The 14,405-nt window shown below is 70.7% G+C and carries 12 protein-coding genes; 10 read left to right on the top strand and 2 right to left on the bottom strand.

The features are described from left to right. The first annotated feature begins 160 nt into the window (after positions 1 to 160). The 10 genes from nirB (at position 161) to OG357_RS22750 (ending at position 13,331) form a co-directional block, all read left to right on the top strand. Positions 161 to 2,941 (top strand): nitrite reductase large subunit NirB, encoded by a 2,781-nt coding sequence (gene nirB, locus OG357_RS22705; protein ID WP_329622886.1) that lies wholly within the window; start codon positions 161 to 163, stop codon positions 2,939 to 2,941. Between the two features lie 122 nt (positions 2,942 to 3,063). After that, entirely contained in the window at positions 3,064 to 4,497 is a 1,434-nt protein-coding gene (locus OG357_RS22710) for an MFS transporter (protein ID WP_329622887.1), read from the top strand. 177 nt (positions 4,498 to 4,674) lie between these two features. Next, a complete protein-coding gene (gene pflB / locus OG357_RS22715) occupies positions 4,675 to 6,945 on the top strand; it encodes a formate C-acetyltransferase (protein ID WP_443066715.1) in 2,271 nt (756 codons plus the stop codon). 84 nt (positions 6,946 to 7,029) lie between these two features. Then, positions 7,030 to 7,815 carry a pyruvate formate-lyase-activating protein gene (gene pflA / locus OG357_RS22720; RefSeq protein WP_329622889.1) on the top strand — a complete coding sequence of 262 codons (786 nt, stop codon included), beginning with the start codon at positions 7,030 to 7,032 and terminating at the stop codon, positions 7,813 to 7,815. A 151-nt stretch (positions 7,816 to 7,966) separates the two neighbouring features. Then, the gene (locus OG357_RS22725; protein ID WP_443066818.1) at positions 7,967 to 9,046 is read left to right on the top strand and encodes an MFS transporter; all 1,080 of its coding nucleotides are present in this window, start codon (positions 7,967 to 7,969) and stop codon (positions 9,044 to 9,046) included. Beyond that, positions 9,043 to 11,367: a molybdopterin oxidoreductase family protein gene (locus OG357_RS22730; protein WP_329622890.1), complete on the top strand. Its 2,325-nt coding sequence runs from the start codon at positions 9,043 to 9,045 to the stop codon at positions 11,365 to 11,367. Before OG357_RS22725 ends, OG357_RS22730 begins: the two co-directional genes overlap by 4 nt. Positions 11,368 to 11,374: 7 nt before the next feature. Further along, positions 11,375 to 11,974 (top strand): 4Fe-4S dicluster domain-containing protein, encoded by a 600-nt coding sequence (locus OG357_RS22735; protein WP_055642974.1) that lies wholly within the window; start codon positions 11,375 to 11,377, stop codon positions 11,972 to 11,974. Continuing rightward, entirely contained in the window at positions 11,971 to 12,639 is a 669-nt protein-coding gene (locus OG357_RS22740; protein ID WP_329622891.1) for a QcrA and Rieske domain-containing protein, read from the top strand. Before OG357_RS22735 ends, OG357_RS22740 begins: the two co-directional genes overlap by 4 nt. Beyond that, a complete protein-coding gene (locus tag OG357_RS22745; RefSeq protein ID WP_329622892.1) occupies positions 12,636 to 13,040 on the top strand; it encodes a hypothetical protein in 405 nt (134 codons plus the stop codon). Before OG357_RS22740 ends, OG357_RS22745 begins: the two co-directional genes overlap by 4 nt. 69 nt (positions 13,041 to 13,109) lie before the next feature. Next, a complete protein-coding gene (locus tag OG357_RS22750) occupies positions 13,110 to 13,331 on the top strand; it encodes a hypothetical protein (RefSeq protein ID WP_329622893.1) in 222 nt (73 codons plus the stop codon). Between the two features lie 19 nt (positions 13,332 to 13,350). Here the strand turns inward: OG357_RS22750 and mscL are convergent, their stop codons facing one another. Together mscL and OG357_RS22760 are read right to left on the bottom strand one after the other, a co-directional pair. Then, entirely contained in the window at positions 13,351 to 13,905 is a 555-nt protein-coding gene (gene mscL, locus OG357_RS22755) for a large conductance mechanosensitive channel protein MscL (protein ID WP_329622894.1), read from the bottom strand. Between the two features lie 93 nt (positions 13,906 to 13,998). Beyond that, the gene (locus tag OG357_RS22760; protein WP_329622895.1) at positions 13,999 to 14,403 is read right to left on the bottom strand and encodes a hypothetical protein; all 405 of its coding nucleotides are present in this window, start codon (positions 14,401 to 14,403) and stop codon (positions 13,999 to 14,001) included. Between the last annotated feature and the right edge of the window lie 2 nt (positions 14,404 to 14,405).

A 14,405-nucleotide genomic window follows, 5' to 3' on the forward strand; every position in this document is an offset into this window, starting at 1 on the left:
CGCCGCCCCCGTACCGCCGCCGTAAGGCCTCGTCGGCAGGGCCACAAGTCCCCGATCCTCGGGTCCTTCACGGGCCCGACACGCCCATGCCGCGCCCCTACGGTCGGAAGGAACCACCGAAGCACCCTGGAACTCGTACGCGACCCCCACGGAGACCGCCATGGCAGCCCAGCGGACCCAGGCCCTCGTCCTCATCGGCCACGGCATGGTCGGCCACCGGCTCCTGGAGGCGCTGGCCGAGCGCGGGGCGCTCGCGGACCCGGCCGACCCGGACGGGCCCGGCTGGCGGGTGACCGTGCTCGCGGAGGAGGACGTGCCCGCCTACGACCGGGTTCATCTCTCCTCCGTCTTCACCGGTACCGACCCAAACCAACTGGGCCTCTCCACGCCCGAGTTCCTCTCCGGGCACGGCATCGACCTGCGGCTCGGCGACCCGGCCGAGCTCGTCGACACGGCCGCCCGCACGGTCACCACCACCTCCGGCGCCGTCGTCGCCTACGACGCGCTGGTCCTGGCCACCGGCTCGTACCCCTTCGTGCCGCCGATCCCCGGCGCCGACGCGCCCGGCTGCTTCACCTACCGCACGCTCTACGATGTCGACGCGCTCACGACGTACACCGAGGCCGACGGGGCCGCCGCGGCGGAGGAGTTCCGTACCGGCGTCGTCATCGGCGGCGGGCTTCTCGGCCTGGAGGCCGCCGGGGCACTCCGTACGCTCGGACTCGCCACGCACGTCGTCGAGTTCGCGCCCCGCCTCATGCCGCTCCAGGTCGACGACGGCGGCGCGGCGGCCCTGCGCGCCACCATCGAGTCGATGGGCGTGGCCGTGCACACGGGCGTCGGAGCCGCCGAGGTCGAGACGGACGCGGACGGGAAGGTGTGCGGCCTCAGGCTGTCGAGCGGCGAGGAGCTCCCCGCCGACGTCGTCGTCTTCTCCGCCGGGGTGCGGCCGCGCGACCGGCTCGCCCGCGAGGCGGGGCTCGCGGTCGGGGACCGCGGGGGAGTGGCGGTGGACGAACGCTGCCGGACTACCGATCCGTACGTGTACGCGATCGGGGAGTGCGCGCAGACCTCCGACGGGCGGGTGTACGGGCTCGTGGCGCCCGGCTACCAGATGGCGGAGGCGGTCGCCGACCAGCTCGCGGGCGACGGGACGACCGTGTTCACGGGCGCCGACACCTCCACCAGGCTGAAGCTGCTCGGCGCGGACGTGGCCTCCTTCGGCGATCCTTTCGCGGAGGGGGCGCAGGCCGCCGAGGTGGTCTTCTCGGACGGGCGCGAGGGCGTCTACAAGAAGCTGCTCTTCGGCCCTGAGGGGCAGCTCCTCGGCGGCATCCTGGTCGGCGACGCCGACGCGTACGGCTCGCTCAAGCCGCACGCCGGACGGCAACTGCCGGCCCCGCCCGCCGCGTTCCTCCTCCCCGCCTCCGCCGCCGGTGCCGAGCCGCCCGGCGCAGACGCGCTCCCCGACGACGCCGTCGTCTGCTCCTGCCACAACGTGACGAAGGGCGCGGTGGCCGGGGCGATCGCCGAGCACGGACTGACCGACATCGGCGGGATCAAGCGCTGCACCAAGGCCGGCACCGGCTGCGGAGGGTGCGTGAACACCCTCCAGGCCGTCCTCGACGCGGCGGGCGTGGAGAAGCCGAAGGGCCTGTGCGAGCACTTCCCCGAGCTCTCCCGCCCGGAGCTGTACGCGCTCGTCCGCGACGAACACATCCGCTCGTACAGCGAGCTGGTGGAGAGGCACGGCTCCGGCGGCGCGGGCTGCACGGTCTGCAAGCCGGTCGTGGCCAACGTCCTCGGCACCCTCGCACCCGAACTGGGCCTGCGGCACGTCCTGGAGGGCGAGCAGGCCGCGCTCCAGGACTCCAACGACCTCTTCCTCGCCAACCTCCAGAAGGACGGCACGTACTCGGTGGTGCCGCGCGTCCCCGGCGGCGAGATCACCGCCGAACAGCTCATCGTCATCGGCGAGGTGGCCCGCGACCACGGCCTCTACAGCAAGATCACCGGCGGTCAGCGGATCGACCTCTTCGGCGCGAGGAAGGAGGAACTGCCCGCCATCTGGCGGCGGTTGATCGCCGCCGGATTCGAGTCGGGGCAGGCGTACGGAAAGTCCCTTCGGACGGTCAAGTCCTGCGTAGGGTCCCGGTTCTGCCGCTTCGGGCAGGGCGACTCGGTGCAGCTCGCGATCGACCTGGAGCTCCGCTACCGGGGCCTGCGCGCCCCGCACAAGATCAAGGGCGGGGTCTCGGGCTGTCTGCGCGAGTGCGCGGAGGCCCGCGGCAAGGACATCGGCGTCATCGCCACCGCCGGCGGCTGGAACCTCTACGTCTGCGGCAACGGCGGCACGAATCCCCGCCACGCCGACCTGCTCGCCTCCGACCTGTCGGCCGCCGGGCTGTTCGCGCTGATCGACCGCTTCCTCATGTACTACGTACGGACGGGGGAGCGCCTGGAGCGCACCTCGGCGTGGCTGGAGCGGCTCGGTGGGGGGACGGATCACCTCCGGGAGGTCCTGATCGAGGACTCGCTGGGGATCGGCGCCGAGCTCGAAGCGCAGATGGACCGGCACGTCGCCGCGTACCGCGACGAGTGGCGGGCCGTCCTCGACGACCCGGCGGCTCTGGCCCGCTTCGAGCCGCACGTGGCCGGGGTGGAGTTCCTGGAGCCGGGGCGCGGGCGGGCCGCCGTCCTCGCGGACGGCACGGAGGCGGCGCTCTTCCGGGACGGGGACGGCGAGGTGTACGCGGTGGGGAACCGGGACCCGTTCTCGGGCGCCGACGTCATCGCGAACGGGATCATGGGCAGCCGCGACGGGGTGCCGGTCGTGGCCTCTCCGATGCACAAGCAGGAGTTCGACCTGCGGACCGGGGCGTGCCTCGACGACCCGGAGGTGTCCCTCCCGGTGCTGCCGGTTCCTCCGGCCCCTCGCTGACGGGACCTCCGCCCGCCGGACCGGCGACCATCGGCACTCACGCCCCCCTTACCCCGAAGCGCAGCCTGGAAGAGCAAGGAAAGTCTGCGAAAGCCGAGAAGGCGAAAAGGCAGGGAAGCGCCATGAGTTCCGTAGTCCAGTCCCAGGACCAGGGCAGTAGAAGGACGGGCGGGCCCGCCCCGTCGTACGACACGGAGCAGTACCGTCCCGGGAAGCCGATCACCGACTGGGAGCCCGAGAACGAGCTCTTCTGGAAGTCCATCGGCAAGAAGGTCGCCACCCGTAATCTCTGGATCGCGGTTCCGGCGCTGCTCGTGGCCTTCGTCGTCTGGCAGGTCTGGTCGGTCACCGCGACCAATCTCAAGGACGTCGGCTTCGGCTTCTCCACCTCGCAGCTGTTCTGGCTGACGGCCATCCCCGGTCTGACCGGCGGCACGGCCCGGATCTTCTACACCTTCCTCGGCCCGATGGTCGGCCAGCGCCGCTTCACCGCGCTGTCGACGGTCGTCCTGATCGTGCCGCTGATCTGGCTCGGCATCGCCATCCAGGATCCGACGACCCCGTACGGCGTGATGGTCGCCATCGCCGCGCTCTGCGGCATCGGCGGCGCGAACTTCGCCTCGTCCCTCGCCAACATCGGCTTCTTCTTCCCGAAGGCCAGGAAGGGCAGCGCGACCGGCATCAACGGCGGTCTCGGCAACCTCGGCGTCTCCGTCGTCCAGCTCCTCACCCCGATTGTCATCACCTGGTCGACGATCGCGATCGGCTCCGCGCAGCACAAGGCCGACGGCACTCCCGTCTACCTGCAGAACGCCGCGTTCCTCTGGGTGCCGATCCTGCTGATCCTCGCGGCCGTCGCCTGGTTCGGGCAGAACGACCTCAAGGTGGCCTCGACCCCCTTCAGCCAGCAGAAGATCATCTTCAAGCGGAAGCACAACTGGCTGATGACCTGGCTGTACGTCGGCACCTTCGGCTCCTTCATCGGCTTCGCCGCCGCCCTGCCGATGCTCATCAAGACCACGTTCCCGGACTACTCCGTCGCCACCTACGCCTGGATGGGCCCGGCCGTCGGCGCCCTCGCCCGCTGGGGCGGCGGCTGGATCGCCGACAAGTGGGGCGGCGCCCGGGTCACGATCCTGTCCTTCGTGGGCATGGCCGTCTCCATCGTCGGCGTGATCACCTTCCTGCCCTCGGGCAGTGACAGCGGCTCCTTCTACGGTTTCTTCTTCTGCTTCCTCGCCGCGTTCTTCTTCTCCGGAATCGGGAACGGTTCGACGTTCCGGCAGATCCCGGTCATCTTCCGCGGCACCCACCTGAAGGGCCTTGAGGAAGGCGCCCCGGAATACGCCAGGGCGCTCAAGCAGGCGGAAATGGAGTCGGGTGCCGTCACCGGATTCACCTCGGCCATCGCCGCCTACGGTTTCTTCTTCATCCCGGCCCTCTTCGCCTCGGTGGCCGTGACCAGCGCGATGTGGGGATTCGTCGCCTTCTACGTCAGCTGCATGGTCGTGACCTGGTGGTTCTACGCCCGCAAGAGCGCCGAGGCACCCAGCTGAGCCCCTGTTTTCCTCGTCATCGGAAGGTCCCGCCACGGCGGGGCCTTCCGGCGTTCCCGGAACAGGACCAAAGCCCGTCGACCGGTGACCAATGCCGACCGAAATGATCGATCAAAAGGAGTGGAATGGAGGTAAGCGAAGACGCGATCGAATGAATCGAAGAAGGCGGTGCGGGCAGTGACTGCAACTCCTGCTGAGGCAACGACGACCGAGCGGGCCTGGAAGGGCTTCAAGGGCGGGCTCTGGCGCGACGCCGTCGACGTCCGCGACTTCATCCAGCAGAACTACACGCCGTACGAGGGCGACGACTCCTTCCTCGCAGGCCCCACCGAGCGGACCACCGCCGTGTGGAAGGCCATCACGGACAAGTTCCCGGAGGAGCGCGCCAAGGGCGTCCACGACGTCTCGTACGACATCCCCTCCACCATCACCGCCCACGCCCCCGGTTACATCGACCGCGACAAGGACCTGATCGTCGGCCTCCAGACCGACGCCCCGCTGAAGCGCGCGATCATGCCGTACGGCGGCTGGCGCATGGTCGCCGGCGCCCTGGAGACCTACGGCTACCCGGTCTCCTCGGACCTGGAGAAGGTCTTCACCGAGTACCGCAAGACCCACAACGCCGGTGTCTTCGACGCGTACACCCCCGAGATCCGCGCCGCCCGCAAGGCCGGCATCGTCACCGGCCTCCCCGACGCCTACGGCCGCGGCCGCATCATCGGCGACTACCGCCGTGTCGCGCTCTACGGCGTCGACCGCCTGATCGCGGTGAAGAAGGAGGAGAAGGAGGAGCTCAACGCCCTCCCCGCAGGGAACCGCTCCCTGGAGGAGACCATCCGTCTCCGCGAGGAGCTCTCCGAGCAGATCCGCGCCCTCGGCGAACTCAAGGCGATGGCCGCCTCCTACGGCCACGACATCTCCGCCCCCGCCGGCACGGGCCGCGAGGCGATCCAGTGGCTGTACTTCGCCTACCTCGCCGCCGTGAAGGAGCAGAACGGCGCCGCGATGTCCCTCGGCCGGACGTCCACCTTCCTCGACGTCTACCTCCAGCGCGACATCGAGGCCGGTCTCCTCACCGAGGAGCAGGCCCAGGAGCTCGTCGACGACTTCATCATCAAGCTCCGCATCGTCCGCTTCCTGCGCACCCCCGAGTACGACGAACTGTTCTCCGGCGACCCCACCTGGGTCACCGAGTCCATCGCCGGCATGGGGGAGGACGGCCGCCCGCTCGTCACGAAGACCTCCTTCCGCTACCTCCAGACGCTCTACAACCTCGGCCCGGCCCCCGAGCCGAACATGACGGTCTTCTGGTCGCCGCAGCTCCCGCAGGGCTTCAAGGAGTTCTGCGCGAGGGTCTCCATCGACACCTCCTCCGTCCAGTACGAGTCGGACGAGCTGATGCGGCCGCGCTTCGGCGACGACACCGCCATCGCCTGCTGCGTCTCCGCGATGCCCGTCGGCAAGCAGATGCAGTTCTTCGGCGCCCGTGTGAACCTCGCCAAGACCCTCCTCTACGCGATCAACGGCGGCCGCGACGAGAAGTCCGGCGCCCAGGTCGGCCCGGAGAGCGGCCCCATCACTGCGGACGTCCTCGACTACGACGAGGTCATGGCCAAGTTCGACGAGCAGATGGAGTGGCTCGCGAGCGTCTACGTCCACGCCCTGAACGTCATCCACTACATGCACGACCGGTACGCCTACGAGCGCATCGAGATGGCGCTCCACGACCGCGACGTGCGCCGCACCATGGCCTGCGGCATCGCCGGCCTCTCCGTCGCCGCCGACTCCCTCGCCGCCGTCAAGTACGCCAAGGTCACCCCGGTCCGGGACGAGACCGGCCTCGCGACCGACTACGTCATCGACGGCGAGTACCCGGCGTACGGCAACAACGACGAGCGCGTCGACCAGATCGCCGTCGGGCTGGTCGAGGAGTTCATGCGGAAGGTGCGCAAGCACCCGACGTACCGCGACGCCGAACACACCCAGTCCGTCCTGACCATCACCTCCAACGTCGTCTACGGCAAGAAGACCGGCAACACCCCCGACGGGCGCCGCGCGGGCGAGCCCTTCTCCCCGGGCGCCAACCCGATGAACGGCCGCGACACCCACGGCTACGTGGCCTCGGCCCTCTCGGTCGCCAAGCTCCCGTACGAGGACGCGGAGGACGGCATCTCGCTCACCAACACCGTCACCCCCGACGGCCTGGGCCGCACCCCCGAGGAGCGGATCAAGAACCTCGCCGGCGTCCTCGACGGCTACATGGCGAGCGACGGTTTCCACATGAACGTCAACGTCCTCAACCGCGACGTGCTGACGGACGCCATGGAGCACCCGGAGAACCACCCGCAGCTGACCATCCGGGTCTCCGGATACGCGGTCAACTTCGTCCGGCTCACCCGCGAGCAGCAGCTCGACGTCCTGAACCGCACCTTCCACGGCTCCCTGTAGCCCCTGCGACGCACCCGGGGCCGACGGCGGCCCTCACCCCCCGGCCCCGGGGTCGCGCCCGACACCTTCCACGGAGGTCCTGCCATGACCAGCCTCACCATCGGACCCGCCACCCCGGCCGCCGCGGCGACCCACCGGCCCTCCGAGGGCTCGGTCCACTCCTGGGACCTGTCGACCGGTGTCGACGGACCCGGCACCCGCTTCGTCACCTTCCTCTCCGGCTGCCCCCTCACCTGTCTCTACTGCCACAACCCCGACACCTGGAGGATGCGCAACGGCACGCGCACCTCCGCCGACGACGTGATCGCCGAGGCGGCCAAGTACGTCCGCTTCATCGCCGCCTCCGGCGGCGGGGCCACCCTCTCCGGCGGGGAGCCCCTCCTCCAGCCCGTCTTCACCGGCGAGCTCCTGCACCGGATGAAGCACGAGCTCGGCCTCCACACGGCCCTCGACACCTCGGGCTTCCTCGGTGTCCGCGCCACCGACGCCCTGCTGCGCGACACCGACCTGGTCCTGCTCGACATCAAGTCCTGGGACCCGGACACGTACAAGAAGGTCACCGGGCGGCCGCTGCGGCCGACCCTGGACTTCGCCCGGCGCCTCGCCGACCTCGGCCAGGAGGTCCACGTCCGCTTCGTGCTCGTCCCGGGGCTCACCGACGCCCCCGCCAACGTCGAGGGAGTCGCCGCCTTCGCCGCCGGCCTCGGCAACGTCTCCCGCGTGGACATCCTCCCCTTCCACAAGCTCGGCGAAGCCAAGTGGCAAGCACTCGCCAAGCCGTTCACCCTCCACGACACCCCGTCCCCGACGCCCGAGCAGGTCGCCGAGGCCCGCGAGGTCTTCCTCTCCCACGGCCTGCACGCCGTCTGAGCGACGCACTCACCCTGCCACCCCGCAAAACAGGACGAACCGGTACGTACGCCCTTACCGTGGCCGCGTGACCGAGCCACCGCAGACAGCCGAGCCGAGCCCCGCCCCCGGAGACCCGGCCGCGGCCCCAGGAGATCCCGCCCCCGGCGCCGTGCCCGGGGACCCCGCAGCCGCCGGACCCGCGCCGCAGACCCCCGCCGACGTGCGCCGCCGTGCGGTCCTCGCGGGCACCCTCGTCTCCCTGCTCCTGATCCTCGCGATCGTCTTCGGCAGCCGCCTGCTCCGCGACTTCGACTCGGCCCTCCTGCCGTACGCCGTCGCCACGGTCTTCCTCGCCTTCGGCGTCGCCTACCGGTACACCGTCTGGATCTCCGCCCCCGGCGCCCGCCGCCTCTTCAAGCAGGGCTGGCGGTCCTTCTTCTCCGCCGCGAACTTCCGCAAGGCGCCCACCGCCCTGCCCCGGATGATCGCCACCTACCTCGGCTTCCAGAAGTTCCTCGGCGCCCGCTCCCACGCCCGCTGGGCCGCCCACCAGCTCGTCTTCTGGGGCTGTCTGCTGGCCGCCGCGATCACCTTCCCCCTCACCTGGGGCTGGTTCACCTTCACCTCCTCCACCGGCTCGGGGCCCGGCTACGAGATGCGGATCTGGGGCCTCAAGGTCGTCGGCTTCGACGCGCTCAGCATCCTCGGCTGGCTCATGTTCCACGGCCTCGACATCGCCGCCGTCCTCGTCATCGCCGGCGCCTCCTACTTCCTCTGGCGCCGCATGAAGGACCGCGCGGCCATCACCGGCCAGCGGTTCGCCTACGACCTGGTGCCCCTCCTCGCCCTCATCGTCATCTCCGTGACGGGGCTCCTGCTCACCTTCTCGTCGATCTTCCTGCACGGCGGCGGCTACGAGTTCCTCGCCATCCTCCACATGGTGTCCGTGGTCTTCACCCTCATCTACATCCCCTTCGGGAAGTTCTTCCACATCGTCCAGCGGCCCGCGGCCGTCGGCATGCAGCTCTTCAAATACACCTCCCGCGGCAAGGGCGGGTCCGCCGACACCGTCCTCGCCTGCCGCCGCTGCCAGGAGCCCATCGACACCGCCCCCTACGTCGAGAACCTCCAGGGCACCATGCGCGACCTCGACCTGGGCTTCGACGAATGGGCCGAGTACTGCCCCCGCTGCAAGCGCGTCCTCCGCGGCAACGCCTACCTCGACCACGTGAAGAAGGGCTTCAAATGACGGCGGCCGACCCCGCGACCACCCCCGGGCAGCCGCTGCCGCTCGACCCCTCCCTCGCCCCGCCCGGCACCCGCGCCTTCCGCGACGCCGGGGGCATCCCCGCCGACCGCTGGCACGCCGACCAGAACGGCGAGACCCTCGTCCCCACCCACTGCTGCTTCTGCGGAGTCCAGTGCGGCATGTACCTCCGCGTCGACCGCGGAGGCAAGGTCTTCGGCGTCGAGCCCCGCAACCACGACATCAACCGCATGCGGCTCTGCCCCAAGGGCATCAACGCCTACCAGCAGGTCAACCACCCCGACCGGCTCACCGCGCCCCTCATGCGCGCCAACCGCGACGAGGAGTTCCGCGAGGTCAGTTGGGAAGAGGCCCTCGACCGCACCGTCGCCGAGATCCGCCGCATCCAGGGCGAGTACGGCAACGACGCCTTCGGCCTCCTCGGCGGCGCCAGCCTCTTCTCCGAGAAGACCTACCTCGTCGGCAAGTTCGCCCGCGTCGCCCTCAAGTCCCGGCACGTCGACTACAACGGCCGCCTCTGCATGGTCTCCGCCGCCGGCGCCAACAAGCTCGCCTTCGGCATCGACCGCGCCGGCAACCCCTTCTCCGACATCCTCCTCACCGACTGCCTCCTCATCGCCGGCTCCAACGTCGGCGAGTGCTTCCCGGTCATGACCCAGTACCTGTGGGGAGCCCGCGACCGCGGCGCCACCCTCATCGTCGTCGACCCCCGCGAGACGGCCATCGCCCGCACCGCCGACGTCCACGTCGCGATCAAGCCCGGCACGGACTCCGCCTTCTTCAACGCCGTCCTCCACGTCGTCGTCGCCGAGGGCCTCACCGACGAGGCCTACCTCGCCGCCCACACCACCGGCTGGGCGGAGGTCAGGAAGACCGTCGCCGACTATCCGCCCTCCCGCTCCGCCACGATCTGCGGCGTACCCGAGGAGCAGATCGTCCAGGTCGCCCGCATGTTCGCCGGCGCGGGCAAGGCCATGGCCTGGCACGCCCGCGGCGTCGAGCACCACTCCCAGGGCGTCGAGAACTGCCTCTCGATCATCAATCTCTGCGTCGCCACCGGGCACATCGGCAAGCCCGGCGCCGGCTACGGCACGATCACCGGCCAGGGCAACGGTCAGGGCGGCCGCGAACACGGCCAGAAGTCCGACCTCCTGCCCGGCGGCCGCTCCATCACCAACCCCGAGCACCGCCGCCAGATCTGCGAGATCTGGGGCGTCGACGAGGCCGAACTCCCACTCGCCGGCACCTCCATGATGGAGATGGTCTGGCAGATGCAGCGCAAGGAGATCCGCGGCCTCGTCGGCATCTGCAACAACCCCTTCGTCTCGCTCCCGAACTACGCCACCGTCAAGGACGGCTACGACACCCTCGAATTCCACGCCCAGTTCGACTTCTTCCTCTCCGAGACCGCCGCCAACGCCCACGTCGTCTTCCCGGTCACCGTCTGGGCCGAGGACGAGGGCGTCATGGCCAACGCCGAGGCCCGGGTCGTCAAGCACAACAAGGCCCAGGAACCCCCCGCCGGAGTCCGCACCGACACCTGGGTCATGTGCGAACTCGCAAAACGGCTCGGCGCGGGCGACAAGTTCGACTTCCCGGACTCCCGCTCCGTCTTCGAGGAGCTCCGCGTCGCCTCCGCCGGCACGGTCAACGACTACTACGGCATCACCTACGAACGCCTGGAGGAGACCGGCGGCATCGCCTGGCCCTGCCCCACCACGGAGCACCCCGGCACCCCGCGCCTCTTCGAGGACGGGACGACCTACCACCCCGACGGCAGGATCCATCTGCAGGTCGTCGAGTGGCACCCGCCCATGGACCCGTACAGCGAGGAGTACCCCCTCTCGCTCACCACCGGCCGGACCGTCGCCCACTTCCTCTCCGGCAACCAGACCCGCCGGCTCGGCGCCCTCGTCGAACAGACCCCCCGCCCCTGGGTCGAGGTCCACCCCTCCCACGGCTTCCGCAACGGCGATCCCGTCCGTGTCGTCACCCGCCGCGGCAGCGAGGTCTTCCCCGCCCTCGTCACCGAGGCCATCCGCCCCGACACCGTCTTCATCCCCTACCACTGGCCCGTCCCCACCTCGGCGAACGCCCTCACCATCGACGCCCTCGACCCGCGCTCCAAGATCCCGGAGTACAAGGTCTGCGCCGCCCGCATCGAGGCCGCCGAACACGTCGACGACGTCCCCGCGCCGCCCACCGCCCCCGGACAGCAGGCCTACCCCGAGACCCAGGTCTCGCGCCTCGACCCGCTGCCCCCCACCTCCCCCCAGGGCCGCGGCACCGCGGAGAGGAGCTGACCCGCACATGATGGGCCGAACGATCTTCATCGACCCGGGCCGCTGCATCGGCTGCCAGGCCTGCGTCTCCGCCTGCCGCGAATGCGACTCCCACCGCGGCAAGTCGATGATCCACCTCGACTACCCCGACGAAGGCCACTCCGTCGCCTCCCTCCCCACCGTCTGCATGCACTGCGAGGACCCGGTCGCCCCCTGCGCCGAGGTCTGCCCCGCCGACGCGATCCTCGTCACCGCCGACGGCGTCGTGCAGCAGGCCGACACCACCCGCTGCATCGGCTGCGCCAACTGCGTCAACGCCTGCCCCTTCGGCGTCCCCAAGATCGACCTCCAGGCGAAGCTCCAGATGAAGTGCAACCTCTGCTACGACCGCACCGCCTACGGCCTCGCCCCCATGTGCGCCACCGTCTGCCCCACCGGCGCCCTCTTCTACGGAACCCTCGAAGAGCTCCAGGCGGAACGCCCCGGCGTCCAGGTCGCCGACTCCTTCACCTTCGGCACGACCACCGTCACCACCGGCGTCGCGATGGTCGTCCCCGCCGACAAGGTCCAGTGGCCGGTCCCGGGAGGTCTGCCCGTCGTCGAGATCAACGGAAGGGACGTCCGATGAGCGTCACCGACCCCCAGCCGCCCGCGCCGGACCCCCGCGCCGACGCGGCCCAGGAGGCGCTCCGCGACCGGATCGCCGCCGACTCCCTCACCACCCGCCGCGACTACCTGCGGATCGTCGCGACCGTCTCCGGCGGCCTGGCCGTCGGCGGCGTCGCCGTCGCCTCCGGCATCCTGCACCGCCACGGCGACAGCGAAGGGGCCCCCGAGATCAAGAAGGTCGCCGACCGGATCGAGCCGGGGGAGTCGCTCGCCTTCCGCTACCCGGGCGACGAGGACCGGGCCATCGCCGTCCGCATGGACGACGGCACCCTCGCCGGCTACTCCGCCGTCTGCACCCACCTCGCCTGCGCCGTGCTGTGGCGCAGGGAGCGGGGGAGCGAGGGAGAGCTGTACTGCCCCTGCCACGAGGGGATCTTCGACGCCCGTACGGGAGAGGTCACCGCCGGCCCGCCCCCGAGGGGCCTGCCGAAGGTGATCCTCGTCGAGCAGGTCGACGGCAGCGTCTGGGCGATCGGCACGGCCCGCTCGGGCGAGAGCGCCGTCGAGGGCTTCTGCCGCCAGAACGGCGAGGACCGTCCGGGCTGCCCCGGCTTCGGCGCGGAAGGCCCGGCCGCCCCGGCCGCCCCGGGCCGCAAGGCAGCCGAGAGGAGTGAGCGGACATGAGCGAGACCCCGTTCCCGAGGGACCCCGGAGCACCGGAGGCACCGGGTGCCCCGCCGCCGCCCGCGTACACCCCCGGCAGTGCCCAGCCGCGCCTGAACCGGCCGGTGCACGAGCGCTATCCGCAGATCCGGCCCACCAGCGGCTACGGCGACCCCCGGATCCGGCACACCGGGCCGGGCCCGGGAGCCGGCACGGAGCAGGAGCCGGAGCGCTCCTCGAAGCTGTCCGCGCGTCTCGCGCTGGCGCTCACGGTCGTCATCGGCCAGCTCTGGGGGCTGACGATCGTGGTGGACGAGTGGATGACGGGCGACACCGGCACCGCGTGGTGGGGAGCCGGCTTCCTCGTCCTGTCGTTCCTGGTCGTGCTCGGGATCTGGCTCATCGACCCGAAGGACCGCTGACCGAAGGACCGTTGATCAGAGGGGCATGAGGCGGGGTACGGGGCGGGGGGAGCGGCGTACCCTGAAGGTATGAGCACCGCCCCCGCCCACGGACCGCGAGACGCGAAGCGAACCGGCTCCCGACCCACCCCCGAGAACACACCGAAGCCGGTACTCGTCTTCGACGATCCGCTGGACCAGCAGTCCGCGGACGACACGGACCGCGGGTGGGGCGAGCGGCCTCCGGCCGGCAGCGACAGCGCCGCCGACCTCGCGCGCTTCCTCGACGAGAAGCCGCCGCACCACCTCTGATTCCGGCCTGCTCCGCCGGTCAGGAGGTGGGGTGCGTCCCCGCGCCGCCACCGGAGCCCGAACCGGAGCCCGAACCGGAACCCGTGCCCGTGCCCGCGGAGGGGCCGCGCTGGGCGACGAGGTGGTCGCGGATCTCCTTGAGGACCTCCAGCTCGCTGATCTCCATGGTCTCCGCCACGCCCTCCTTCGCCTTGTCGTGCGCCGCACGCTTGGCGAGGATCTTGGCCATCGGCAGGACCATCAGGAAGTAGACGACACCCGCGGTGATGATGAAGCTCAGGACCGCGCTGAGGACCAGGCCCCACTGGAGCTGGACGCCCTGCACCTCGCCGTTGACCACCGCGCAGGTGCCCTTGATGCAGGACGAGTAGCTCTCCAGGTCCTTCGTGCCGAAGGCACCGACGACCGGATTGATGATGCCCTTGACGACCGAGTTCACGATGTTGGTGAACGCGGCGCCGATCACGACCGCGACCGCCAGGTCGATCACGTTGCCGCGCATCAAGAAGGCCTTGAAGCCTCCGAGCAAGCTTTCCTTCTTCTCGGCCACCAAGGTGCCTTTCGTTCTCGTCATGTGTGCTGCGTGCGGAGCCATTACGCCGTGAACGGCGCAGAGGCGTCCAATCCGTACACACGGACCGGCGACTTGACAGTGAGTCAGTGCGAATCAGCACAGCGTCACCGCCAGTTGGGACGTGACACCGGCACCTGCCAGCGCCGCGGCGGTCGACCGTGGCACGGACAGGACGACGAGTGCCCCTCCGTCCGAACGAGTCTCGCCCGAGCGCGGAACTTCGGCCACTCGGGCGCCCGTCGCCACCACGCGGGCCTCACCGCCGCCGCCCATCGGGGAGTTGGGCGCGGCGATCACGTCGACCCGGTCGCCGGCGCGCAGCAGCCGTACGGTCTCGGCGTCGGCGATCCGCACCGGCGCGGACACCAGCCGGACGGCGACCGGGGCGGGCGGCCGCGCCCGAGGCGTCACGGCGGCCCCGGCGGGCGAGGCCCCCGGGCCCGAGCCTGAACCCCAGCTCGCCGCCACCAGGGCGGCGACCGTCAAGACGAGCAGCACCA

The organism is Streptomyces sp. NBC_01255 (genome assembly GCF_036226445.1).
In the GTDB taxonomy this organism is placed as follows: domain Bacteria; phylum Actinomycetota; class Actinomycetes; order Streptomycetales; family Streptomycetaceae; genus Streptomyces.